This window comes from Acidianus sp. HS-5, from assembly GCF_021655615.1.
Lineage (GTDB): Archaea > Thermoproteota > Thermoprotei_A > Sulfolobales > Sulfolobaceae > Acidianus.
The window spans coordinates 2550507-2575000 of the sequence record NZ_AP025245.1 but is presented as its reverse complement, the minus strand read 5'-3'; the positions used below and the strand labels follow the sequence as shown (position 1 = coordinate 2575000).

Here is a 24494-nt window from a genome sequence, read left to right as displayed (position 1 = left end):
ACTACGAACTGAAACCTAGTAATTTTAGTGTTATAAAAGATTTTAGTACTAAATTAGATAATGCGGTCACTTATCTTAGGAATGAGCTTTACTTAAATAGAGAATGGTTTCGTGAAATGGATTTAATAATAACTGAAAATAAACCTCCCTTTTTATTCTGTGCAGAATTTAAGTACTATCATTATTTTCCAACTACATGGGACGTTATTAATGATCTTAAAAGGAAAATAGTTATACTTAGCACTTTGAAAAAATACGAGGTTTGTAAAGACGTAGGTATATTTCTTTTAGACGACGGAATATGCAGATGAAAAACTTTGTAACGAGATAAGGGACGTACTTAATGAAGGGTTTCCTTCATTAATGGTACTTAAGCGTCACATATGGGGAACTTTTAACTGCATTGTATAAGCATAGCGTCTTTTAGTACCGGGGTTAGATAATGGGCCCACGGGGACTCGAACCCCGGACCACTGGGTCTCTCCAATTTCCAGATGTACTTCATCCCTTTCGGTCTGAAGACCCAATGTTTTTCATCTGGAGCCCAGCACTCTACCTAGCTGAGCTATGGGCCCATTATATGTCATCTGAAATGAATTTTGTGGAAAGAAGTAATAAAGTTTACATTGGTTAAAAGTCATTTGCAACAACGTAATTTTATTATTGTTGGATCTACCTGCACTCCTTTTATTTCGTAACCCATTTTGCTTGCTATGATTTTAGCGTAATTTCTTACTAAGTCCTTTTCTTTTTCTTCCTCTTGTTTATATTTGAAAGTTATGCTAAGCTCTTCACAAATCCCGTCCTTCTGTGTAGTAATTGTTGCTATTGTCGAAATAAAGTTTAATATTCCCATAGATTCGGCTAAATTTTTAGGTTGTATTGTATTTAAATAGATATCTACTACCTTCTCTATTAAATTTTCCTTAACCAATCCGTCTCCTAAATCTTGATTATATATTGGAATAAAGTGAATTCCGCGGCTTTTTAATGGGTTCAAATATTTTAAGACTTTCGTCGAATCAAAGGAAGAAATTTGGAGAAAAACCGCTTGTAATATATCTGAAAGGAAATTGTAAAAACCTTTTTTAGAATCCTTACAGTAATCATTTTCTGGTTCTGATAAACAAAGATGCTCATATAACTCTAAATATTGCTTAACAGTTTCCTCCAATAAAGGAGTTAATATATAGGGCAACCATTCCTTGTTTTTTCTTCTGAAGGCTAAAAACGGGTTAATAAAACTGCGGATAGCACCAAATATCTGTAGCTCCTTACTCTTTTTTACCATTGCAGAACTCTCTGATCCATATAATTAAAACTTTACCTTTCTATTCATAGACAGAATATAATTTCCTTTGAGTCCTTATTTATCAAGATTTTAACTATACAAGAAGGTCTTGTTTTTGTTACAGCTTCCCTTATTTTTCCTGAATCGTCCATCATTTCGTAAGGTAGTATAATTGTAAGCTCACTTATAGAGCGCGGTAGAAAGAAGTTTAGGAATTTCTCATAATTAGTAATAAGCGATGGTGGGACTTTCTTTATTTTACCGCAGTTCTCTATTGATGTCTCCACAGCATAAGTCATTCTTATAAAGTTTTTGCTTATGTACTTATAAAATTAACTATATAATACACGGAATTTTTATATCAGTTTTAATTTATGGTAATTTAATGTAGGAGTGACTTGCCAGAATTGTATCCAGCTTCCTTCTAAGTGCTTGTAAGTTGGAGTAACCTAGTTAACTTTACAATAAAGGTAATTAGATTAATATTGCCTTATTAGAGGAAATTAAAGTGGTTTAATCATGAAGATCCGCATAGTCAAGTTACTTTGTGATAGGATTTAAAACTACTAAGGTAGTAAACTTCCTTCACTTACATTAGCGAAATAGTAAGTAGAATGGTCACATATAGCTTTACTCGCAATTATACTTAGTCAGATCTTGAAGGTCAAGGGTAAACATGGAACAGTACATGACCTATGCTCGTCAAACATGTTCAGTCAGTATGATAATTCTCGGATATCTCTTTATATAATTCTCTATTACTCAAATTCACAATGTAAACTTGAATTACCCTGACCTTAATGAATACGTGAGTTTTATCAACTTGATGAACTAATTCCTTTTATCTCAATTTATAAGTAACTTATTAATGAATGATGAAATACAACTATTTTTCGAAAATATCGCCGTACAATTCCTTCTTTGTGATATGCATTGGTTCTTATCAATTATAGGACAGTCTTTATGCATGTAAATTATTCGGCGATATATGCATTACCGCACTATGGTTTATACCAATTAATTTCTACGTTAACCACAAATACTAATCGCGGGGTAGAAATAAGATTAGATCACCCTCTAAACTGTGTTGCATAATCGAATATTGTTAGATTGCTTCGGCTATCCTCATGTACGTAATGGGGGTAAAAGAGTATGTGCAGTGTTTACTGATTTTTACCTAACTGTATTAATTGTCATTCGCCTTGCTCACCTGGATATATTAAGCGTATAGCAACATAGCCCAAGGACATATGAGCACTAAATACTAAAGTATTCGGAATATAAATATAAGGTATTAATTTTTTATTTCATGTAATGAAGAAAGGAGTATTTGCTATTCTGTTGATAGCAATAGCCCTAATAGGTTTGGCAATCTACTCCTACCATTTAGACCACTCTACAGTTATCACGAAGGTTGTTACACAAACGAGGACAGAAACTCTACCTCCTTTCGCATATCCTGATCTTTATGGACTCAGCTGTACTTATACTGTTTTTTTTAACGGTACTGCTTTTTATAATGGTACTGCGACAATTACTAGCCACCAAACAGAGACTACTACAATCCCACCGCCTTACTACGCAAACCTATGGGTTGAAATGTTGGTAGCCAGTGTAGTGCTACTCCTAATAGCCTTCCTCCTAATTAGGCGTAAATAGGCTCCTTATAAAGTCAAACTCTTTTTGCTTGCAGTATTTAAATTGGACAATTACGAATTATAGTTTTATGATATTTTTATTGAAAGTAGAGGGCTTACTAGGTTAGTCGGAATAAATCCTTTGTTAATTTTCCTAATTTAGTTTATTCCAATCCTATTGACATTAAGTATTGTAATAGGTTTTTCTATTTGGGTTTAATTATCTCTTTTTGAAAAGGATAAAGAAGAGTAAAACGGATGCAAATAGACCTCTTATAAGGTTGTGTTCTTTAGTGAAGCCTTCCTTATCCTTTTATGTTTGTATTTCTTAACTTTCGATAACATATTGATCTGTATATAGTATGTGTTTTTGTGAGAATCTACATCTCTGAGTTTTAACCTAGTAGGTGATTCTTTTAAACTAACTAATAAGCTATGACTAGTAAAGTTTTCACATTTGGTGATATCAGAATAAGGGAAAGTATTATGTTACATTATAAAGAAGAGCGAGGAGGCTAGAGAAGAGACCGTTATCTAAGTTCCTTAGATAGGATAATAGAAACTTACATAAAAGTAGGGGGCGTGCACCCACAATGCGGGTGCGGGGATTTGAACCCCGGATGGCCTACGCCAGCGGATCTTGAGTCCGCCCCCTTGGGCCGCTCGGGCACACCCGCGAATTAAATATTCTGCTTTATTTTTAAAAAGCTTTCACATTTTCTTCAATACTAAAGAGGTAAGGGTTGAGGAGACTCCTTTTACAGACCTTATGTTTTCTACAATATTGTTAAGTTCTGTTGGATCCTTTGCCTCTATTTTTGCTAAAATATCATAGTCTCCTGAGATCTCCATTACTTCTTTTACTCCGGAAATTACAGATATTTTTCTAGTAACTGCTGTAGTGTAAACGTTTGAATCGCACTTTATTGAAATTAAAGCCTCAACTTTTTCGGGAGGCCTTGGCTTCAGTATCTTCCCTGTTACATCCTCAGCTATCTCAAGTAAATCAACGTCTCTGTAAAACCTTACGTTGGGAGCGGATTTTATTTTAGCTAAGACCTGCTCGAGTTCTTCTTCCGATAATTCAACTCCTAACCTTTCAAACCTGTCCTTCAGCGCATGCTTTCCTGTGTATTTATCAATTACGTAATCCCTGCTTCTTCCGAAAGTTTCTGGAGGCATGAACTCGTAAGTTCTTGGATCATGAAGTATTCCTTGCACGTGAATTCCAGCCTTGTGCAGGAATGCGTAGTCTCCGGTTATTGGGAAGTTAGGTGGGGTAGGAATTCCACTGTATTTTTCTATTAAACTTGCAACCTTAGGTAATAACTCTAACTTAACTGCATCAACGTTAAAGTGGTATTTTAATGCTGCAGAGACTACTTGTAGAGGGGTTATTCCTACTCTCTCACCCAGTCCATTAACAGTTGCATGAATTATTGTTGCTCCTCCTTCTACCGCAGCTAAGGAATTTGCTACTGCTAGACCTAAATCGTTGTGAGCGTGAATGTCGTACTCAACACCGGGAATTTTTGATAAATAAGAGAATAACTCTCTGGTCTTTTCAGGATAGAGTATCCCTACAGTGTCTGCAATGCCTACCCTGTCTGCGCCTGCGTCTCTTGCAGTTTTTATTACTTGCGTTAAGTATTCTAAGTCTGCCCTTGTAGCGTCTTCTGCTGTAAACCTAATTTTTGTTCCGTGTTCTTTAGCATAAGAAACAGCCTCAGCAATTATGCTGAGTGCTTCTTCCCTTGTTTTCCCGGTCTTTGCTTTTAAGTGAATGTCGCTTATTCCGTAGAATATCGCTATCCTGTCAACTTCAAGTTCTGCAGCTACTTCAATATCTTTTTTAATTGCCCTGCTGTGACCTACTACTTCTGAGTTTATTTCTCCTTCTTTCTTTAGTTTTACTATCCTTTTTATTCCTTCGTAAATGTCCGGTGAAACTGCCGGATGCCCGGCTTCTATCATTGCTACACCTAGCTCTGATAATGCTTTAGCAATTTCTACTCTTTGTTCTGTTGTAAATACTACTCCTGGTGTTTGTTCTCCTTCTCTTAGCGTTGAGTCTAAGATTCCTACTTTCAAAATCGCACCTAAAAATGTCTATCTTTGGAAAGGCAATTTAAGTTACACTGTAATTGAGCGTTCGTTTTTCGAACTATGAGACTGTACTAATTATTAATTCCATTACATTCTCTATCCCCAATTTAGGGGAATATTTCTCCAAAATAGCTGATATAAGTGAATAAAAATCCTTATTTTTTCTTATTTCTTCAACATAATTTGCATAAGTGAAGATTATTGATGAGCGCAAAGATACTCCCTTGCTAACTTGCTCTTCTATTTCATCTAGTATTTTCCTTACTTCTTCTTTGTCCGTCTTTCCTTTGAATTTCCTCAATTGTATGAATTCTTCTTGATCCAGGACTGACATTATTACTCTGGCTCCACTAGAGTTGAAATTTCTTTCCCGGCTATTATATCTTTTAGTTTACCGAGTTTGTTATAATTCATTACTATGACTTTAATTTTCGATCTTTCAATTATTTTTATTGCCATAGGATCTAAAAGCTCGTAAGTCCCTGCCTTGACTGACTGTGTATTTTCTAAAATTTCCTTAAGCTTTTCAGTGTTGATCTTTAACAAAAGCTTTGCGTCTTTGTAAACTCTAGGATCTCTGTCGTAAACTCCATCAACGTTTGTTGCTATAATTAATATGTCTGTATTTGATGCTTCAGCAACTAAAGCTGATACTGCTGCGGTTGATTGCCCAGGCTGGAAACCGCCTGTAACTACGACTTTACCGTAAGACCAGGCTTGTATGAAGTCTTCTAAACTTTCCGGTACTTTCATGTAAGCTAAATCATTTAATGAGAAAACTACTAGGTAAGCATTTAGTCTAGAAGCCCATATTCCCAGCAAATCCAGGTAAGCTTCATTTGAACCCATTTTCCTAGCTAAGGAAATATATTTCCTTGCCGTACTTCCTCCTCCTGTCACTATTCCTACTCTATGACCTTCGCTTGTTAGCTCTTTTACTACTTCCTTCAATGTGATAAGTTTCTGTGGGTCTTCTTCATCAAATATTTTCCCGCTTAATTTTAAGACGAGTTTCATCAACATAAGAAGAAAAGTACGGTAAAAAAGTTTAGATTTGGTAGTCGTCTGGTAATTTCCTTCTGAAGTATTTTCCTGTCTCAGGGTCTTTAAATAGACCTATTTTTACTCCTTTCCTTCCTTTAGGCGCTAATGACCAAGCTTTTTCCGGACTTAGTTCCACTTCTTTTCCTGATGGAGTTTTTACTTTTAATGTCTTTTTAGAGCTCATGTCAATTTTATGTTGAGGCATTTAGGTTAAAAACCTTTCCATGAGTGTTCTAATTGATAATCCCATCAATCCTTCAAGAGTAATAGTGAAGGATTGCCTTAAAGTATTACCTTATGAGAGAATTGCCGGTAAGCATTTCCTGCCTTATACTGCTTTAGTATTTCCTCCATCTATTAATATTGAAGTCCCAGTAATGTACTCTGAATCGTAGAGGAAGAGAATCAGTTTTCCTAAGTCATTCTCAACATCTCCTATCCTTCCTATAGGTATCCTATCTAGTACTTCTTCCTTCCATACTTCATCAAATGGCTTATTCCTTTTTTTAGCAAGTCTTTCAATTCCCCTTCTAGCTCCAGGGGTATTGAAGCTCCCCATTAGCACTACATTAAACGTAATATTGTATTTACCGTAATCTCTTGAGAGTATCTTTGCCAACTGTATTAAAGGAGCTCTTGAAACGTCTGCGAGGACAAAAATGTCCTGGGGTTCTTTTACGGTCCATGAAGAGAGGTAAATTATCCTACCGAAGTGTTGTTCTTTCATTTTAGGTAAAACAAGTCTTGTTAGTTTTACTACGCTGAGTAAGTAAAGTTTTACTGAATATTCCCAATCTTCATCTGTAGTTTCCTCAAAGAGTGAAGGTTCTTTAATGGGATTTCCTGTGTTTACTACTAGGAGGTCTATTCCTCCTAGTGTAGCTAAAGTAAAGGAGACTAGCCCTTCCAGACTTTTTAAGTTGATCATGTCAGATGTTTTTCCCCATACCGAGGGATTGATTTTCCTCAGTTCCTCTACAGTATATTTTACTTTTTCTTCAGACCTTGAGGTTACTACGAGGGAGAAGCTTTGTTTTGCTAAGGCTTTTGCAATGCCTTTACCTATTCCTTCAGTCGAGGCAGTTATTAGTGCTCTCTTCATAGGTTTTTAATTTGGCGTTTTAGAATAAATTTTCGTGGTCGAATATACTTTATATCACCATAGCTTTGAGGTGTTAGGAGGTAGTGAGAGAGTTGCCGTAGCTGTCTTAAATACGCTAAAGTCATTGGGATTTAAGGTAAAGTTAGTGACTCTCAATATTGATATAGAGAAAGTTAAAAAGTGGGATAATAATTTTGTAGTGCCCGACGAGATAATAGTTAAGCATTTTCCTGTAAAATTCGGTCTTTATAAAGCACTTTACACAAGTATGTTAACTAAGCCTGGAAACACTTTCAGTACAATAGGAGATATAACTAACGCAGGTTATAGTTACATTCATTTTCCTTGGTCTTTGACTGATAATTTAAAGAAAATTCACGCTGAGGACGATGAACCTTATATTAAGAATATGAGGGCTTATTTTTTACCTTATAAATACATTCATGGGTTATTCTTTTCCAGGAGTAAGACTAAGCTGTTGGCTAACTCTAGTTGGACTGGTAAAATTTTGGAAATTTCAGGGTATTCTTACGATGTTCTTTATCCTCCTGTTGAAACTAGTGAATATTTGAAGATAAAAGGAGAAAGAAACCCTAAGCTAGTTCTTAGTATTTCTAGGATAGCTCCAGAGAAGAATTTAAATAACTTATTTTCTGTTGCCAAAATCCTTAAGGATTATACTTTCATCTTATTGGGATCTTCTGGTAGGAGTAAGAAATACCTTGAAGAGGTTAAGAGTACTGCGGATAATTTGGGTAACGTTAAAATAATTGAGGATTTTACTCGTGATGAGTTATTAAAATATCTTGGTACAGCGAAGATCTATTTTCATCCTAAGGTTAATGAGCATTTTGGAATAAGTGTTGTTGAGGCTATGTCTGCAGGATTAATTCCTGTAGTGCATAAGAGTGGCGGTGCTTGGCTTGATATAGTTAAGGAAGGAAAATATGGACTTGGTTATTCTAACGTTGATGAAGCTGTAAATTCTATAATTGAAGCTTCAAAATATGAGAACAATTTTAGGGACGTTACTTTGAATTTCTCTTTTGATAAATTTAAGGAAAGATTAATAAAAATTTTAACTAGGTGATAGTTTTTTGAATATTTCTAGAACTGAAATGTAGTCGCTTTCAGTATACCCTAAAGCTTCTGCCATTCTGTAGAACTGAAGTGCTAAGGAAGACATTGGAGTTATTACTTTCAAGTTTTGTGCTTCTCTTTGTATAATTTCTAGATCTTTCCTCATATGTTTTGTTGCGAATTGTGTTGAATAATCTCCACTAACCATCTTTGGTGTCTTAATTTCAGAAGTTGGGGACTTTGCACTGCTTAATTCTGCTAAGATTTTTGCTACTTTTTCCTTATCTAGACCACTTTTTACTCCGAAATTATATGCCTCCGCTAGAGCAGCAGCATAAGCTCCTAACAATAAGTTGTTTACTAATTTTGAGTAAAGACCGAAACCATTCTCTCCCATGTATATAATATTATTGGAAGTTGAGGACAGTATTTGTTTTACCTTGTCAAAGTGTTCTTTTGGACCTCCTACGAGCACTGTAAGTTTTCTTTGCTCTACAAATACTGAAGTTCCTATTACGGGAGCATCAAACATTACACCACCGTTCTCCTTTATTTTATTTGCCAAAGATATGCTAAGAGATGGAGATATTGTTGACATGTCAATGAGTATTTTCCCTTTCATTAAAGATACGAGAGGAGAAATAACTGAATTTACTGCATTATCGTCCGCTAACATTGAAATTATTATATCTGAGCTTTGAACTACCTCCTGAGGAGTTTTTGCTTCTTTTACGTTGTATTTTGTTGAGAATTCTTTTCTTTTTTCCTCATTCCTGTCCCATGCAATATCAAGCTTTTTCTCTGCAACGAGGTTCGCTCCTATTCTCCATCCCATTACCCCTAAGCCTATTAGACCGATCATAGGGTTACTTTGTTTTCCAAAATTTTGTGCTTTCCCTCACTTTGTATAAGATCTATGGAAATTATTTCTCCATGGATGCTTTCTAGCTTCTCCTTTAATTCTTTGAAGTCTCTAGCTTCAATTGTTAAAAGCCTTATGTTATTAAGTACATTCTCTCCTATTTCTTCCTTAGAGTAGAGTAGAACTGAATATATTCTCTTTTCTGGCCTTGAAGTCATTATACTGGAGATCTCTCTACCAGCAATTTTTCCTACTTTTCTTAGAAAATATCCTTTAACTTCTATTTTATCTCTATCTTCGTCAGAAATTATAATAGGATATTCGTCTAGAATCCTAACTTCTGAAGGTTCAGTAAAAGGTACTAGAATTTCTTTTCCGGAAAATTCTTCTTCTAGCGAATCTTTTGCGTACCAGCTAGATATTGGTATTCTTCTTGATAATCTGCTGTATAAATACAAGGTCTTGTACTTCTTAGAAATGGTATAAATGCTTCTAGTTCCTAAATCATAAATTATAACTACATCTGGTCTATCCATACACGGTTCATAGCCTTCTTTTGCAAGCATTTTACCTACTTCTCTCTTTATTTCGTTCCTTATGCTCTCATAGTATATTAGCCCATTGGTAAAAACGAATTCGTTCTCAATCCTGGAGATCTGCTCTGATAATTTTACTCCTAAAACGTATTTTACCTTACCTTGTTTTTTTAGAAAGTCTAAGGCTTTTTTAAAGAAATCCTCTTTTATTTCCTCAATTTCAGAGTTGCAAATGTAGCAAGACCTTTCTTGGAATTTTTCTCCTGAAAAGTATATTTCAAAGATTCCTGAGTAATCTTCACCCATGTTGAAAAGTAATTCTTTTATTTCGTTGAGGTCTTCTAATTCGTGGTCTTTAATTCTCCTATCGAGCTCCAAAGTTAGATAAGTCTTTATTGCCTTACCTCTTTCCTTATTTTCAAATCTATAACCTAATTTTGCAAAGCATCTGCCTAAACAACTGTCGCATAAGGGATATTTTTTTAAAAGCTCAAGAGCCTTCTCCTCCAAATTGTCCAAGGAGCTTTTCGACATCTTTCTTTCTCCTCTTTAGCATCTTTATAGTTCTCTGCATTAAATTATAATGCTCTATCAGTTCTTTAACGTCATCAATTTCAGTTCCTGAACCTAAGGCTATCCTCCTCATTCTTGATTTATCTATTATTGATGGGTTGTCTAACTCATAATAAGTCATTGAATTCATTATTGCTAACCATTTCCTCATCTTCTCTTCTCCTACTTTCAGTTGATCTTCAGGAATTTGACCTAACATGCCAGCTCCAGGCAACAATTGGAATAACTTTGATAAAGGACCCATTTTTCTCAGAGCTATGAGCTGAGTATAAACGTCACGTAATGTTAATTTTCCTTTGCCCGAAACAACTTCTTCCATTTTCTTTTGCATTTTATCATAATTTTCGACATCCTTGATTTTTTCCAATATTGTTTCGATATCTCCCATTCCCAATATTCTAGCTACAAATCTCCTTGGGTTAAAGACCTCAAGTTCGTCAATTTTCTCTCCAGTTCCTATGAATTTTATTACAGCTCCAGTAGCTGCTACTGCAGATAAAGCTCCTCCCCCCTTTGCTGTACCATCCATTTTTGTTATGATTATTGTACCTATTTTTGATGCTTGGTTGAATTTTGATGCTAAATCGTAAGCTTTTTGACCTATTGAAGCATCTATTAGTAACGTTACTTCATCGGGCTTTATTGACTCATAAATGTTTTTCATTTCCTCTAATAGTGCAGCTTCTTCTCCGTAACCGTGACGTCCTGCTGTATCAACTATTATTATTTCTGCTTTTTCTTTAAGGAATTTTTCTACCCCCCTCTTTGCTATTCCTACTGCATCTTTTTCTCCCGGCTCACCGTAAACTGGTACTCCTATTTGTTGACCTAATTGTTGTAACTGCTCTAAAGCTGCAGGTCTGTAAACGTCTGCTCCAACTAATCCTACTTTAAATCCTTTTCTTTTGTAAAAGTAAGCTAATTTTCCTGCAGTAGTTGTTTTTCCTGTTCCTTGAACTCCTACAAGCATTATCACGTAAGGAATTTTATCTGGGATTACTTTTGGTTCTTTATCTCCTCCGAAGAGGTTTGATAGCTCGTCATAAACTATCTTTATGAACCATTCTCTCCTTTCAATGTAAGTTGGCGGTTTTTCGTTCTTTAACCTTTCTTTTATTTTATTTGTCAGTGAAAAAACTAGTTTAACATTTACATCTGCTGAAATGAGCGATTTTTGTAATTCTTTTATAAAATCATCTACCGCTTTATCATAAGAAGAGGAACCGGTTAAAAATTTCCTTACCGCATCCCTTAAATTATCTAACAATTTACTTTACCCTTACAATCTTTCTTCTCCCCATTATTGTCCAATATTCTACTTCTGCGCCTGGTCTTACTTTACTTGCTAAATCTTCTTCTTTCGGTTTTTCCATGTCAAAAGTTTCGTAAGTGTCCATGTCCATTACTTGAATTTTATCCCCAGTATCTGCTAATATTTGTCCTATGTGCTTTTCAATTATTGGAATTTCTACTTGATCGTCTACAGGAGCCATTAATGTTTTCTTTGCCCCTGTGAATACGCTTACTGCAACTACGTTAGCCTTTGCGGCTCCGTGTTTTCCAGTTTTTGCTTTTGTTATCTCGACTACCCTGCAAGGTTCTCCGTTTATAACTATGTAATTACCTTCTTTTAAGTCGCCCACCTTGGCGTAATTCACACCCATAGTTAATCACCATCAAGATTTATTGGATGGTTTTAAACTCTTATGTTTATTGCTCCGAGCTTTGGCCCTTCATCATCATTTCAGTAGGATACTCTCTTCACAGCAGATTTATTATTTTCAAAGAAACTTAAAACCGTATGGGTTGGAAAGTTAAGTGCACATCATGCGGCACTGAAAGGATATTAAACATCAGCTTTGACATAGGAAGGCAGAAGACTATTTATATTTATTGTAATGTCTGTAAAAAGAATACTTTTAATGAGATCTTAGGTTACGTAGAAGAAGCAAAGTAAAAGATTTTTTAATAAATTCATGAATAATTATCTTCGAATGAAGAATCCCAGTTTTTTGATTTGGTGAAATAACCTGTCTCGACTGATTTAGCTAATGAAATCATTAGTTTGTATTTTTTCTGGAATGTATTGGAAGGCCAAGAACTTTAACCCTTTACTTGCCATTGCCTCTATTTCTAACTTAGCCTTCTTTTGCAAGAACAAGTTTATTTCTTCCTGCCAAGCCTTAGTCTTGAACCACTCGTAATTCTTTATTTCTAATGCCCTCTTCACATCGTAATCTTTAGCTTTTATGATGAAGGCGTTCCTTTCCCTTTCTGTTAAGTAAGCTTTTTTCTTAGGCGTGCCAAAGATGTCTCCCATTGAGACTCCTAAAAACCTTGCATTAGGGGTAGCTAACCTTTCGCTTTCGTAGGATAAGTTTATTGAGCCTATTCTGAAGACGCTATAAATGTACCATCCATAAGGATCTGCATCGGTCAATATGTAAACTGGAAGTTTAAGTTCCTCATTTAGTCTCCTGACAAATCTTCTGGTAGCCCTATCAGGCTGCCCTGCACTAGTAACCAGAATTGCGTTATATTTCTTCCAGAATCCTTCTCTGTGAAGTTGCTGGAATACTGCGTCTTTCTCGACCACTAATACGAAGTCCGCCTTTATGTCAACAAAATCTATTAAATCTGGAGTCGGTTCAATTGAATAAGCCCCATGGCCCATTTTACTTAAATCGATTACATCATTACCACTTCTTAACCTCATATCTCCTACTACTTTGCCCTTTTCCTTACTTAATATTAGCATATCTTCCCTCAATAGTGAAGTAAGTACTTCGACATCAACTATTACGCTATCCGATTCCTTTTGCTCGTCCCAAGTGTTTTCTTCATATGCCCTACCGTTAGGTGCTTTTAGTACTATTGAGTGTTTTCCTCTATAATATAAATCACGTATTGTTGGATACTCGTTATTAACAAGTGCGTCGTAAATTATACTACCCATTAATGTTGTTTGCATGAATCTTCTTGCTTCGTTCAAATCTAGAAAACTTCTTTTTAGCTTATTTTCTCCTAATAAAAGCAATTTTCTATTTTCATCATAAACTGTATTGTTTAAAGTTCTTTTAGGTATTTCTAAAACTAGTGGCTCTCCTTTGTTAATTTGATCTAATAATGTGAGGAATTTTTTCTTTAATATTTCTGCAGCTCTTTTCCTAGCTTCTATGTCAACTTTTGATACGAATTCGCTCATAGTGCCTCCACCTTATACATTTTATATTCTTCTTCATCTTTTACGTCTAACTTTCTTTTCACTATTTCAAAAAGCTTTGATTGTATTTCATCTTGGACTTTAGGAATTAGCTCCTTCTTATCGTCCGTAACAAATACTGCTAAACTTCTAGCAATTTCTGGAATGTACTTCAAATAAGTAAGCATTTTTTTCCTTGCTTCCTCTTCCTTCTTCTTCTCCGAGACGTATAATCTTAATTTTCTAGAAACTTCCATTATGCCGTTCTTTATTTCCTTCTCTATTTCTTCAACGTCTGCAATGCTTTCTTTTCCTGCACTCTTATAAGGAACTTTGGTACTGCAAAGGTGAACCATGACTACTAATGGCTTTTGATCTTCCTCTATTCCATACCTTTTCCAATCTATTTCCTCGACAACTTTCCAGATTACGTCTGATTTCTCATCGTAAATTAGAGGAATTTTATTTGCATACCTTAACACTAACGGTTCATCCATTGGTTGTATTGAACCTCCGTAAGCTATTCCTACTTCTACTATGAATGGATGGCCCTGATAGGCTTTGGGCTTCCTAGTTAATGCAGCAACAAACTCTGGATTAAACATATTTTTTAGGCTTAATTCTATAAGATCTGAGCCTATTACTGATAACGCGTCTGGTGAAGGTGGCCTGAAATCTTCAAATTTTTTCATTGCTTCAGTAAGTCTTGCAAGTTCGTCATCTTTCAAAGATCTTATCGTCTTATCTGGGCTGATCTTTGCCATTTCAAGTATTTTTAATGCTGTAACGTCTCCTACGCTCTGGAATTCTTTTGTTAGAAAGTCCTTAACTTCGTAGTCCGTCTTTTGTTTTGATATCATATTCTTAAGTAATTCTATATCAACACCGTAAGGATGAGGTTTTACTTCCTTTGGTGGTTCAGGAATTTTTGTAGTTAATCTCTTATAATAAACTACATTACCTTCAGGATCTTTAAAGAAGAATTCTGCATAAGGTGCTACAATGTAAGTTCTCTTAATATATTCATATATTCTAGCTTTTGACCTCTGCCAGTCCCCTAGTAAATAAAGTGTAACTGAAGTACCGTGAAAGCCTTTATCGTTAAGAATCGATGATTTTTCGTAAATTATTGGCTCGTTTTTTGTTACGTCAATTTTCAATTTGAAAAAGTAAATTCTCTTTGAGTTCATAGGTGAGGTCATTATTTCTATTGGCCTATCTTGGTACATTTGACTGTAAAGTACTGCAGCCTTAACACCAAGCCCATACATTCCTCTTGTTTGTCTAATAACGTATTTTGAACTGTAAAGTACCCTTCCAAAGGCGTCAGGAACAACGTGAGGGGGAATACCTATCCCGTTATCCTCTACAGTTAACTTATAAATTTGCTTTTCTTGATCTACTAAATCCAGGATAATTTTAATTGATGGTAATATCTCGTGAACGTCAGTCGCATCAAGTGAATTCTCCACCATTTCTCTTAAAGCTTGATAAAGAGCCCTAGCAGGATTTGAGAACCCTGCGAGTTCAGGATTTCTCTTAAAGAATTCGGCGGGCGAGATACTGGCAAACTTCTCTGACAAATTATCCACCACAGATATATTACTAAGTCATTTAACTTAATAAGGCTGAAGCCAAAATTGGCAAAATTATCGTGGCGTCTCCGTAAATAACCACGTTTTCTGAATGTTCCCTAATTTTATTCCAGGAAATTGCTTCCCTAGGCTTTGCTCCACTCAAGCTACCGTCGTATTCTTGGGCAGTAGTTAAATATACCGTGTAATCTAGCCCGTCCTTAAACTGGTTCCACCATATAGTATGATGCTTACTTATACCCCCGCCTATAATTAACGCTCCGGATTTCTTACATGAGAACACAAGATCTTTAACCATCCTCATATCCTCAAAGAGGTTTAATCTCAATCCAGTAAATTGAGATCTGACAAATAAGTTTGTACCGAAACTTCCGTCAACTATTCCTGGGACAATAATTGGAACTTTCTTCTCGTAAGCAGCTTTAAGTATTGAGTGAGGATCATTTGTCCTCTTACCGAATTCCCAAAGTAGTTCATATCCTGCCCATTCCTTTTTCTCCTTTATTACCTCATCTACAACGTTCTTAACTACCCTCTCAACAACTAGACCGTAGGACTCCATAGGTACTAGTACATTACCCAGCCTATGAATATGTAGATCTCTTAACATGTTATCATCATAATCAAAGGATCCTTTGTAGTACTTGCCTCCATAACTCCTTGCAATATCATGGTCTATTGTTCCTCCAGTAGTTATTATAACATTAAAATACCCGTTCCTTATAAGGTCTGCAAATAATCCTCTTAAACCTGTAGAAATTAAATTTGCTGTAAAAGATATGAACCTTAAATCTGCATCCTTTTGCATATCCTTTAAGATCTTAGCTCCTCTATAGAGGTCCTCAGCTGAAAATCCGTAGATCTTGTTGAATAATTCAATATATTTATCTAGCCCCTTTACGTCTTCCAAAGTTATGTCTCCAACTACTTCTGTAAGTAGATCTTCCCTCTTCATCCCTTGGTCACACCTATTGGTCTTAATCTTACAACTAATTTTGCTATTTTAACTGCATCTGCAACTTTAGCCACTCTATCAACGTCTTTATAGGCTCCAGGAGCTTCTTCAGCAATAACTCTCCTAGTTGTTGCTCTAACAATTATTCCTCTTTCTTCTAAATTCTCAACTACAGTATTTGCCGGGTAACTTCTTACAGCTGCTTCTCTAGACATCCATCTACCTGCACCATGAGGTGCAGTATACCAAGTTCTTCTTCCTTCTGGAATTCCCGCCATTACGTAACTTGCAGTACCCATGCTTCCTGGAATAAGGACTATTTGACCTATATTTCTATGCTCTGCTGGAATCTCTGTACTGCCTGGTGGAAAAGCCCTCGTTGCTCCTTTTCTGTGAACTAATAGTTTTTTCCTCTTTCCTTCTACGTCATATTCCTCAATCTTAGCTATATTGTGAGCAACATCGTAAATAATGTGAAGGTCCAGCTTTTCAGGATCTACTTTAAATACGTTTCCGAAGCTTTCTCTGACCCAATGGGTTATTAATTGCCTGTTACTCCAAGCAAAGTTTGCTCCAGATACCATTGCGTGGAAGTAGTCCTGTCCTTCTCTGCTTTCAAAGGGTATTGCTGCTAATTCTCTATCTGGTACTGAAATATTATACTTCTTCATCGCTCTCTCCATTATTTGTAAATAATCGCTAGCAACTTGGTGACCTAATCCTCTAGACCCAGTATGAACCATTACCATTACTTGCCCTTCATGTGTTATTCCTATGGCTTTGGCTATCCTCTCATCGTAAATCTTGTCAACAACTTGAACCTCTAAGAAGTGATTCCCTGCACCTAAAGTACCTAATTGTGAAGCCCCTCTTTTCTTTGCTATATCGCTAACTTTAGAAGGATCTGCAAGATCCCAACTTCCATGCTGTTCTATATGCTCCATATCCTCTGCCCATCCGTAGCCTTTGTCCACCGCCCACTTTACTCCTTCAGCCAAAACTTCATCCAGTTGTTGAGTTGTTAATTTTACTCTACCTTCACTACCTACTCCGCTAGGTACGTTCCTATGTAGTTCCTCTACTAGGTCTTTTAATTTAGGCTTAACGTCCTCGTAGTCTAGGTTAGTTCTGAGTAATCTAACTCCACAATTAATATCATAGCCTATTCCTCCAGGGCTTACAACTCCTCCTTCCTCGATTGCAGTAGCAGTTATTCCTCCTATAGGAAAGCCGTATCCTTGATGCCCATCCGGAAGGACATAAACTCCTTCTTGAACACCTGGCAGACAAGCTACGTTCGTTGCCTGCTTTAATGTTAAGTCCTGTTTCATTTTATCTATTAGAACATCATCCGCAAATACCGTAACTGGGACTCTCATGCAGCTACTCTTGTCTATTCTCCATTCGTAAGTATTCACTCTTTTTACGTCAACCATGATTGTCTAGAAATTCTTAAACGTTTTTTAACTAATAAAACTGTTTACATTTAAGATGAAGATTGTGGCGGACACTGATAGATGAGGAAAAGACCTAATCAGATCTTCTTTTTTGCATTTTCTTCTCTTTTCTTTGCTAAATCTTCATATTTCTTATATACGTCCTTAACTGTAGATGAAATACAGTCCTTGTCAACATTTAATATAACCTCTTTGAAGAATTTGTAAGCGCATGCTTTACTGTGGAAGTATAATTTTCTGTCAGCAACTGTTAGGATAATTCCTTGTCCGCTATAAAAGGTCTTTCCGCACGTTAAACATACGTATTTTTCTTCCATAACTTTGATGGCTGAATTTAAATTTTTAAAAATAACTGTAAAGGTTGCTTTCGTATGCAGATATAAAATACACGGTGAAAAGTAAGATGCGAAAATTAGATGATCGTTTGCTAGAACTGATGAAGGAAAGAAATTGGAAAAATATGACTGAAATTCAACAAAAATCCTTAGAGCCTATATTATCTGGTAAAAATACTCTAATAATTGCACCTACTGGTTACGGGAAAACTGAAGCAGCACTTATTCCAATTCTAGACATGATGTTGAAAACTAACGTTAAGCCCGTATCTTTAATTTACATAACTCCCTTGAAGGCTTTAATAAATGATTTGACATTAAGAATAGAATGGTGGACATCTAAATTAGGGTTTTACGTTAATAGAAAACACGGTGAAGTTCCACAAAAAGAGAAGAACTTAAGGTTAAAGATTACTCCTCACATTTTAGTAACTACTCCAGAAGGCCTGGAAATAGATTTAGATTGGGCTACAAAATTTAGAGAAAAATACAAGAACGTTAGATGGGTCATCGTTGACGAAATTCATGAGCTAATAGGTTCAAAAAGAGGAGTGCAATTATCCGTACTTTTAGAAAGGTTAAAAGAGTATATAGGTTATGATTTTCAAAGGATCGGATTATCTGCAACAATAAATGATGAAGATTTAGTAGCATCTTTCCTCTTTGGATCTTCAAATAGGCAATCTGAAATTGTGAAAGTTAATGATAAAAAGGAATTTGAACTTTCAATTACAAGATTAAATCCATCAGGAGATATCTGGAAGACTGTTGCAAAGCATGTAATTTCATCGGTAGAGAAACCTTCCTTAATCTTTACAAATTCTAGATTTCTAACAGAAAGATTACATGAGGAATTAGAGGAATATGATAAAGATTTCTACGTCCATCATTCTTCAATATCTAGAGAAAGTAAGTCTAATGTTGAAGAACACTTAAGGGCAGGTGAAGCTAAGGGAGTTATATGCACTAAGACCTTAGAACTTGGAATAGATATAGGAGATATTAAGAAGATATTAATGTTCAGACCCCCGCCTTCTATTGCATCATTCTTACAAAGACTGGGGAGAAGCGGACATAAAATTTACGGTAAGCCTAAGGGAGAAATTATATGCATTTATGACCACGACGTGCTTGAAGCTTACGCTATAAGTGAGTTAGCAAAACTCGGAAAAGTGGAAAAGCAAAGAATTTGTAAGCCTCTTGATGTAGCTGCAAGAGAAATACTGGGAATGATTTTACAATATGATGAGATAGAGAAAGAAAGAGTTTATAAAATTTTAACGTCCTCCTACGTTTTTAGGAACTTATCAGAGAAGAACTTTGATGATATAATAGAATATTTAGCTAAAAATAATTTAATTGCCATTAAAGAAAATAGGTTAAGTATAGGAAAGTTCTTCTTTAAATTGTGGAACTTTAATAGGAATAATGGGTATTCTTGGTCTAGAGGATTTTCGGAATTCTTCTCCATGATTAACAGCACGGACACATTTACGTTAAAATGGGAAGATAAGAATATTGGCGAAATCGATGCTATATACGTGTATAAGCATATTAGAAGTGGGGATGTTATAAGAATAGGAGGAAAATTATGGAAAATTATTAGGATAAACACGTCAAGAATGGCAGTTGACGTAATGCCTGCAGATAAGGGAGATGGAGAAATTCCAGTATGGAGAGGGGACGGAATTTCTAAATCTTATCTTTTGCCAAAGGAGATTTATGTACTTTTTAAAGACAGAAGAAAGGAGATTTTCGACATTATAGATAAATATATTTCACATAATTTACCGCTACCTTCTCCTGGTGTTATAATAGAGGAAAAAAGAGATAAGGAAATAGTCTATTCAACACTAGTTAACGAAAAGATTGCAAGCACTTTAGGTCATATGTTATTGTACCTTGCAACTAGTAAGGATTCACTAAATACTTACGCTAGATATTCAATTTATGGAGTCTCAATCAATTATACCGAGAAGGATCTCCTAGGGGAATTATTAAAATACAATGATAAAGAGCTTAAGAGAATAATAATAAAATCAATAATAAGATCACCACTATTTATTTCTACATTAAAAGAAATACAGATAAGCTATGGGAAACTAGGAAAAATAAATATGAAACAAGATAAGCTCATAATTAAGGATGCATTAAGACAAACAGTAACTAAATATTTCTCCATTAAAAATACAATAAAATATATTAACAAGATAAGAAAAGGAAAGATAAAAATAATAAAATATGATGGAAGTACTCCTCTTGGAGACGCTGTACTTCTGCAGGCTCCAATTAAACCTTGGATTACTGGAATTTCAACAATAATATATGATACACTAAAAGGAGGTGCTTACACGTTATCGGAACTTTCAGAAAGTCTCGGAATTTCACAAAAAAGTTTAGAAGCAAAACTAAAACAGATGAGAAAGCCAGAATCTAAATACAGAATTATAAGCTTCATAGATGTAGACAGTAGAGAAACGAGGTGGTGTCTGATGGAAGATTTGGAAAATATAGTAAAATCTTGTGACTTCTATACATCATTTAATCCTATAAATGCTGATGAAACATTTATAGCATCATTAAGAGCAATAAATAGCACTACTACAACAGATTTAATATTCAAGCCTAAAGAAATTGTAGATAACCCAGAAGAGATAATAAGACGTATTCCTTTTGAAGAAATAGGCGAAGTAAGAATTAATGATCCAGTAGACCCATTAGTTTATAATATATCTCCTAGATTCTACTACGTGAATAAGAGAGTAGCTCCTTATTTGTTATTAAATGCTGTAGCTTATATACAAAACATGAAATATTCATAAAGTGATGAAATGCCCTAAAACTTGAACGGTGATATGGGCCCGTGTTACTGAATTTATATTTTTTATGGTCTAAATTCAATACAACAATAGATTTATTTTTGAGAACTGTTTCTCATGAGTGAAGTAAGATGATGAATAAACCATTCGAAGTAGTAGTTAATAGATCAAAATCCGTCGAAGACCACGTTTTAGAAATAATAGAAATACTAAACCACAACAGTAATGAAGTTGAATTGAAAGGATATGGATTTGAAATCAATAAAGCTGTAGATATTTACAACTCCTTGAAAGACAGATTAAAGGAAGGAATAACACTAGAAGAAGTCTCAATAGGTAGTGAAACTAAAGATAGAAAAAGAATATCATATTTGCTCCTCAGAATTAAGAGAAGTTACTAAAGATCGTATTTGCCCAAATATTTCAGTCAATACACTATCTGCGTTGATTTTACCTCCGGCTATCATATCCATTTTCTCTAATAGTTCTGCAGTAGTGTTTTCAGACACAAGCGATGAGAACTTAGAATTTAAATAATTATACACGTTTATTCCTTTCTTTGTAGCTATTAATACGTATTTCTTCTTACTCTCTATAATATATCCATGCCTCATTAAGGTTTGAATAATCTTAGCATATGTACTTGGTCTGCCTATATTTTTATCCTTCATTTCCTTAATTACCTCAGCATATGTATATAGCTTAATTTTAGATCCCCTAGTTATTACAGGATTAACTTGAATTTCACCTTCTGGTATCTCGTAAATTCTTGGTTTTAAAACTTCTGAAAATCCACCCTTTATACTGGTTAAAACTGTAATTTCGCTTACGTTATCTAAGACTTGTATTTGATATTTTGTATACTTACCAACAGCCTCCTTCATCTGACTTGCTAGAAATCTCTTAAATATCATTTCATATAGCGCGAAATGTGCCCAAGTAAACTTGATAAAGTAAGCTTGCGGATTATCTTCTATTTCTTTCTTTAATTCCTCAACATCTATTGACCTAGTAGGTCTTATGGCTTCATGAGTACCTTCGTTGCCCCAAGATCTTGGCATGAAATTTTTCATTAAACCTTTCTTATCTAAGTATTCTTTTGCTATTTCTATTCCCTTGTTTGAGATATGTATACTATCTGTTCTATGATATGTTATTAGTCCTGACTCAAAGAGTTCTTGAGCTATTTTCATTACTTTCTCTGCAGAAAGCTTATACATATTGTAAGCATCTATAAGTAATGTGTCAGTAGTATATGGTGGTAGTGGTAGTATTATATCGTCTTTTTCTTCCAATTTTTTGATAATAACTTTATCTATTTTCACATTCTTTCTATCTAAATATACCTTGTGATTATAATTACCTAACTTTATGTACGCAACATAACACATGTTCTTCTTATATTCTTCAGTCCTCTTTGTTATCCAACCCAATACTGGTGTTTGAACTCTTCCTGCACCATAATTTCTGTTAGAAAATTTTAACTGTAATATCTTACTTAGTTCAAATCCAACCCAACGATCTTCAACTCTTCTAACTATTTGGCTTTTTACCATGTTCAGATCTACTTTTGTAGGATTTGCTAGCGCTTCCAGTATACTCTTCTTAGTAACTTCATGATACTTAACTCTGAAAATTCTAGAATTATAGGCAGAAACGCTTGCAGCTGCGTCAAAAGCTATTTTTTCGCCTTCAACGTCAGGATCAGTAGCAATGTAAACGTCCTCTACTTCCATCGCTATCTTTCTTATAGCGTTGACTGTTGACATTGAAGACGAAATTAACGTAGAACCACAATAAGGGCATTTGTCAAAATCTTGTGTGAATATTCTCTTACAATTCATGCATCTATATAGAGGAGAATAATATGGATACTTATCTTCGTTTCGTATTTCAACTCCATAGTATCCTATATTTTCAGTAGTCAAATCAGTTACATGCCCCTTAGTTGCTACTACATCTAAGATATGCACGTTATTTCCATCTATTACTACTGTCTCATAAACGGGAATTCCTGCTATGTTTCTTCTTGCAGGAGTTCCGAACATCCTTGCTATAGTCTTTGCTTTTGTTGGAGATTCTACTATTAATAAGCCTGTGGAAATGTGTAGTTCCTCATTTTTATCGTTCCTACTTCTTTCTATTTCGTTTTTAACTTTACCTAAATCTAAAGATTCGAAGTTTGTTGGATTAAAATTATATATTATGTATTGCAATTTACGCCTTAGCATTTCGTACAATTTAGGATCGTCTACTATGGTAACTGCTAAACCTAAGGTTAGACCTCCATTTAATAGTCTACTACTTCTGCCGGACCCTTGCAAATATGTTATTGCATCAGGATATTCTATGTAAAATTCTTTTCCAATTTTCCTTATCAGAAATGTGTCAGAGATTACTTCGCTAGAGATAGTCTTTAATGCAGATTTTACCTCATTAATTTTATCTTCTAAAGTCTTCTGAATTTCTCCCAGTTTTCCCGTTAGTTTCTGTGATTTAAGAAATGCAAGCTTTATTAGTTGTGCTTCCGATGTGGATAATGATAATATTAAATTTTCATCAATATTAATATTAAATAGCTTTGAAATTTTTAGTAACGTATAAGGATTATATACTGCTTGAGAAAGTCTTAGTCTAGATTTTGGAACGCCGTAAAATATTACATATTTTAACCTTTTTGGCTCATCTATACCCCTTACTGCTACGCCATAATATGATGCCGAACCTATAATTACATCCATCTCTCCATTAGAGAATTTCTCCAAGAATTTCCTTCCGCTCAAAGCTATAGCTGTTCTGAAACCTACATTTCCTAAACTTTCACTTATTTCCTTTATCTTATCTTTACCGTATTCCTTAGAAACTAAGATTAATCCTCCGCTACCTAACTTACTTACAATATCAACTAAAGGTGATGAAGTAAAAGTATCTACAATATTCCTCGCGTATATTTGAGCTGTTGAAACATCAAATCCAGTTATGTATCTTAAAGCTTTTTGCTTTATTCCTTTTGGTCTTAAGGTCGCACTAGCTACAACAAGCTGAGATGCTAAACCGTAATATTTAGATATTCTATATTCTATTTCTGCAATTTTAGTTTCAATTTCATCTCTTTTTTCCTCTATTGCTAACAATCTTTTTAATTTAACAAGCTTTATTGCATCTTCATAAACTTCTTGTGGTATGCCCATTAATGTTACTAACTTGTCTACTGTTTTTCCGCTTTTTACTATTGCGTCTGCATCGTCTACTGCAACGAAATCTGGCCTATAATCTTTTATTTCATCAAAGTTTCTATTTATATAATTAACAGTAACAATACTAATTCCTTGACCTACTTTTCCACATGATATCTTTCCTCCAATTTTATCAATTTTTCCACATATTTGTTGCATCAATGACTTAGTTGGAACGATATAGAGAACGTTTTTATTAGAATTCTGCAAGTAAGTTGAATAAACTATTATAGTAGTAGTTTTACCCATGCCCGTAGGAGCTGACATTGAAAAACTGGAACCTTCCACAAGTCTTCTTAACCATAGTTTTTGTAAGGACCAAGGTTCTTTTCCAGATATTTTTTTGAAGTAATCAATTATTTCCTGAGATAACTGATGGTAATAATATAGATTCCAATAACCTTTCAATTTATTCTCATGAACAAGGATGTTATATACAAGATTTATTTTATCATCTACCGATAAATTATTAAAGGGCGAGATATCGCCAGGTAAACATTTAGAACATGGAAGACCAGCTAAAGCTCTGTAATCTTCTAGTGGGCCTCCGCAATTTGGGCAGGCTTTTAGAAATACTGAAGTTACCATGCTGTTTTTGTTCTATGTCTAGGACTACTTTATAAACTGAAAAACTAGATGTTACCTTGTAGGATAACTTTTTAAC

The 24494-nt window shown here is 34.9% G+C and carries 23 protein-coding genes and 2 tRNA genes (1 of these 25 only partly in view); 6 read left to right on the top strand and 19 right to left on the bottom strand.

The annotated features are described in order from the left end of the window. Positions 1-311, top strand: partial view of a hypothetical protein gene (locus tag HS5_RS14355; RefSeq protein WP_236752033.1) — the 3' portion only. The gene continues 46 nt to the left of window position 1, outside the view; the window shows 311 of its 357 coding nt (coding positions 47-357); its start codon lies beyond the left edge, outside the window; it ends in the stop codon at positions 309-311. Positions 312-443: 132 nt separating this feature from the next. Here the strand turns inward: HS5_RS14355 and HS5_RS14350 are convergent. From HS5_RS14350 to HS5_RS14340, 3 genes are all read right to left on the bottom strand, one after another. Continuing rightward, positions 444-575, bottom strand: a tRNA-Trp gene (locus HS5_RS14350). 62 nt (positions 576-637) lie between these two features. After that, on the bottom strand, positions 638-1291 hold the full coding sequence (locus HS5_RS14345; RefSeq protein WP_236752032.1) for a hypothetical protein: 654 nt from the start codon (positions 1289-1291) through the stop codon (positions 638-640). Between the two features lie 44 nt (positions 1292-1335). Next, a complete protein-coding gene (locus HS5_RS14340; protein WP_236752031.1) occupies positions 1336-1590 on the bottom strand; it encodes a DUF4898 domain-containing protein in 255 nt (84 codons plus the stop codon). Between the two features lie 1015 nt (positions 1591-2605). On the opposite strand from HS5_RS14340, the gene HS5_RS14335 reads away from it, so the two are divergent. Next, on the top strand, positions 2606-2950 hold the full coding sequence (locus HS5_RS14335) for a hypothetical protein (RefSeq protein WP_236752030.1): 345 nt from the start codon (positions 2606-2608) through the stop codon (positions 2948-2950). Between the two features lie 572 nt (positions 2951-3522). Here HS5_RS14335 and HS5_RS14330 read toward each other — a convergent pair. The 6 genes from HS5_RS14330 to HS5_RS14305 all read right to left on the bottom strand — a co-directional run bounded on the left by HS5_RS14330 (position 3523) and on the right by HS5_RS14305 (position 7180). Further along, positions 3523-3605 (bottom strand) — tRNA-Leu (locus HS5_RS14330). A 34-nt stretch (positions 3606-3639) separates the two neighbouring features. Then, positions 3640-5022 carry a homocitrate synthase gene (gene lysS / locus HS5_RS14325; RefSeq protein ID WP_236753606.1) on the bottom strand — a complete coding sequence of 461 codons (1383 nt, stop codon included), beginning with the start codon at positions 5020-5022 and terminating at the stop codon, positions 3640-3642. Positions 5023-5092: 70 nt separating this feature from the next. Further along, positions 5093-5368, bottom strand: coding sequence for a hypothetical protein (locus tag HS5_RS14320; protein WP_236752029.1), 276 nt, complete (start codon positions 5366-5368; stop codon positions 5093-5095). Between the two features lie 2 nt (positions 5369-5370). Continuing rightward, positions 5371-6051, bottom strand: a complete 681-nt coding sequence (gene pyrH, locus HS5_RS14315) for a UMP kinase (RefSeq protein WP_236752028.1) — start codon at positions 6049-6051, stop codon at positions 5371-5373. Between the two features lie 31 nt (positions 6052-6082). Beyond that, entirely contained in the window at positions 6083-6262 is a 180-nt protein-coding gene (locus HS5_RS14310; RefSeq protein ID WP_236752027.1) for a chromatin protein Cren7, read from the bottom strand. A gap of 144 nt (positions 6263-6406) precedes the next feature. Further along, on the bottom strand, positions 6407-7180 hold the full coding sequence (locus tag HS5_RS14305; RefSeq protein WP_236752026.1) for an SDR family oxidoreductase: 774 nt from the start codon (positions 7178-7180) through the stop codon (positions 6407-6409). Positions 7181-7214: 34 nt separating this feature from the next. On the opposite strand from HS5_RS14305, the gene HS5_RS14300 reads away from it, so the two are divergent. Further along, complete coding sequence (locus tag HS5_RS14300) at positions 7215-8270, top strand: glycosyltransferase (RefSeq protein WP_236752025.1); 1056 nt, start codon at positions 7215-7217, stop codon at positions 8268-8270. Here the strand turns inward: HS5_RS14300 and HS5_RS14295 are convergent. Genes HS5_RS14295 through HS5_RS14280 form a run of 4 tightly spaced genes read right to left on the bottom strand, consistent with a single transcriptional unit; the run spans position 8259 to position 11895 of the window. Beyond that, the gene (locus HS5_RS14295) at positions 8259-9122 is read right to left on the bottom strand and encodes an NAD(P)-dependent oxidoreductase (protein ID WP_236752024.1); all 864 of its coding nucleotides are present in this window, start codon (positions 9120-9122) and stop codon (positions 8259-8261) included. The genes HS5_RS14300 and HS5_RS14295 overlap by 12 nt on opposite strands. Then, the gene (locus HS5_RS14290) at positions 9119-10192 is read right to left on the bottom strand and encodes a pseudouridylate synthase (RefSeq protein WP_236752023.1); all 1074 of its coding nucleotides are present in this window, start codon (positions 10190-10192) and stop codon (positions 9119-9121) included. The genes HS5_RS14295 and HS5_RS14290 overlap by 4 nt, the downstream gene beginning before the upstream one ends. Beyond that, the gene (locus HS5_RS14285; protein ID WP_236752022.1) at positions 10149-11498 is read right to left on the bottom strand and encodes a signal recognition particle protein Srp54; all 1350 of its coding nucleotides are present in this window, start codon (positions 11496-11498) and stop codon (positions 10149-10151) included. The genes HS5_RS14290 and HS5_RS14285 overlap by 44 nt, the downstream gene beginning before the upstream one ends. A 1-nt stretch (position 11499) precedes the next feature. Continuing rightward, entirely contained in the window at positions 11500-11895 is a 396-nt protein-coding gene (locus tag HS5_RS14280; RefSeq protein ID WP_236752021.1) for a translation initiation factor IF-5A, read from the bottom strand. A gap of 137 nt (positions 11896-12032) precedes the next feature. On the opposite strand from HS5_RS14280, the gene HS5_RS14275 reads away from it, so the two are divergent. Further along, entirely contained in the window at positions 12033-12188 is a 156-nt protein-coding gene (locus HS5_RS14275; RefSeq protein WP_236752020.1) for a hypothetical protein, read from the top strand. An 87-nt stretch (positions 12189-12275) separates the two neighbouring features. Here the strand turns inward: HS5_RS14275 and HS5_RS14270 are convergent, their stop codons facing one another. The 5 genes from HS5_RS14270 to HS5_RS14250 form a co-directional block, all read right to left on the bottom strand. Beyond that, positions 12276-13436 carry a DNA topoisomerase IV subunit A gene (locus HS5_RS14270; protein ID WP_236752019.1) on the bottom strand — a complete coding sequence of 387 codons (1161 nt, stop codon included), beginning with the start codon at positions 13434-13436 and terminating at the stop codon, positions 12276-12278. After that, positions 13433-15016 carry a DNA topoisomerase VI subunit B gene (locus HS5_RS14265; RefSeq protein WP_236752018.1) on the bottom strand — a complete coding sequence of 528 codons (1584 nt, stop codon included), beginning with the start codon at positions 15014-15016 and terminating at the stop codon, positions 13433-13435. The genes HS5_RS14270 and HS5_RS14265 overlap by 4 nt, the downstream gene beginning before the upstream one ends. A gap of 31 nt (positions 15017-15047) precedes the next feature. Then, complete coding sequence (locus tag HS5_RS14260) at positions 15048-15983, bottom strand: deoxyhypusine synthase (RefSeq protein WP_236752017.1); 936 nt, start codon at positions 15981-15983, stop codon at positions 15048-15050. Next, positions 15980-17422 (bottom strand): RtcB family protein, encoded by a 1443-nt coding sequence (locus tag HS5_RS14255; RefSeq protein ID WP_236753605.1) that lies wholly within the window; start codon positions 17420-17422, stop codon positions 15980-15982. Before HS5_RS14255 ends, HS5_RS14260 begins: the two co-directional genes overlap by 4 nt. A 95-nt stretch (positions 17423-17517) precedes the next feature. Then, positions 17518-17757: a hypothetical protein gene (locus HS5_RS14250; RefSeq protein WP_236752016.1), complete on the bottom strand. Its 240-nt coding sequence runs from the start codon at positions 17755-17757 to the stop codon at positions 17518-17520. A gap of 86 nt (positions 17758-17843) precedes the next feature. On the opposite strand from HS5_RS14250, the gene HS5_RS14245 reads away from it, so the two are divergent. After that, positions 17844-20597, top strand: coding sequence for a DEAD/DEAH box helicase (locus tag HS5_RS14245; RefSeq protein ID WP_236752015.1), 2754 nt, complete (start codon positions 17844-17846; stop codon positions 20595-20597). A 128-nt stretch (positions 20598-20725) separates the two neighbouring features. After that, positions 20726-20995, top strand: coding sequence for a DNA-binding protein (locus tag HS5_RS14240; protein ID WP_346729548.1), 270 nt, complete (start codon positions 20726-20728; stop codon positions 20993-20995). Here HS5_RS14240 and rgy read toward each other — a convergent pair. Continuing rightward, entirely contained in the window at positions 20960-24418 is a 3459-nt protein-coding gene (rgy, locus tag HS5_RS14235) for a reverse gyrase (RefSeq protein WP_236752014.1), read from the bottom strand. The two genes, HS5_RS14240 and rgy, sit on opposite strands and share 36 nt — an antisense overlap. Positions 24419-24494 lie beyond the last annotated feature (76 nt).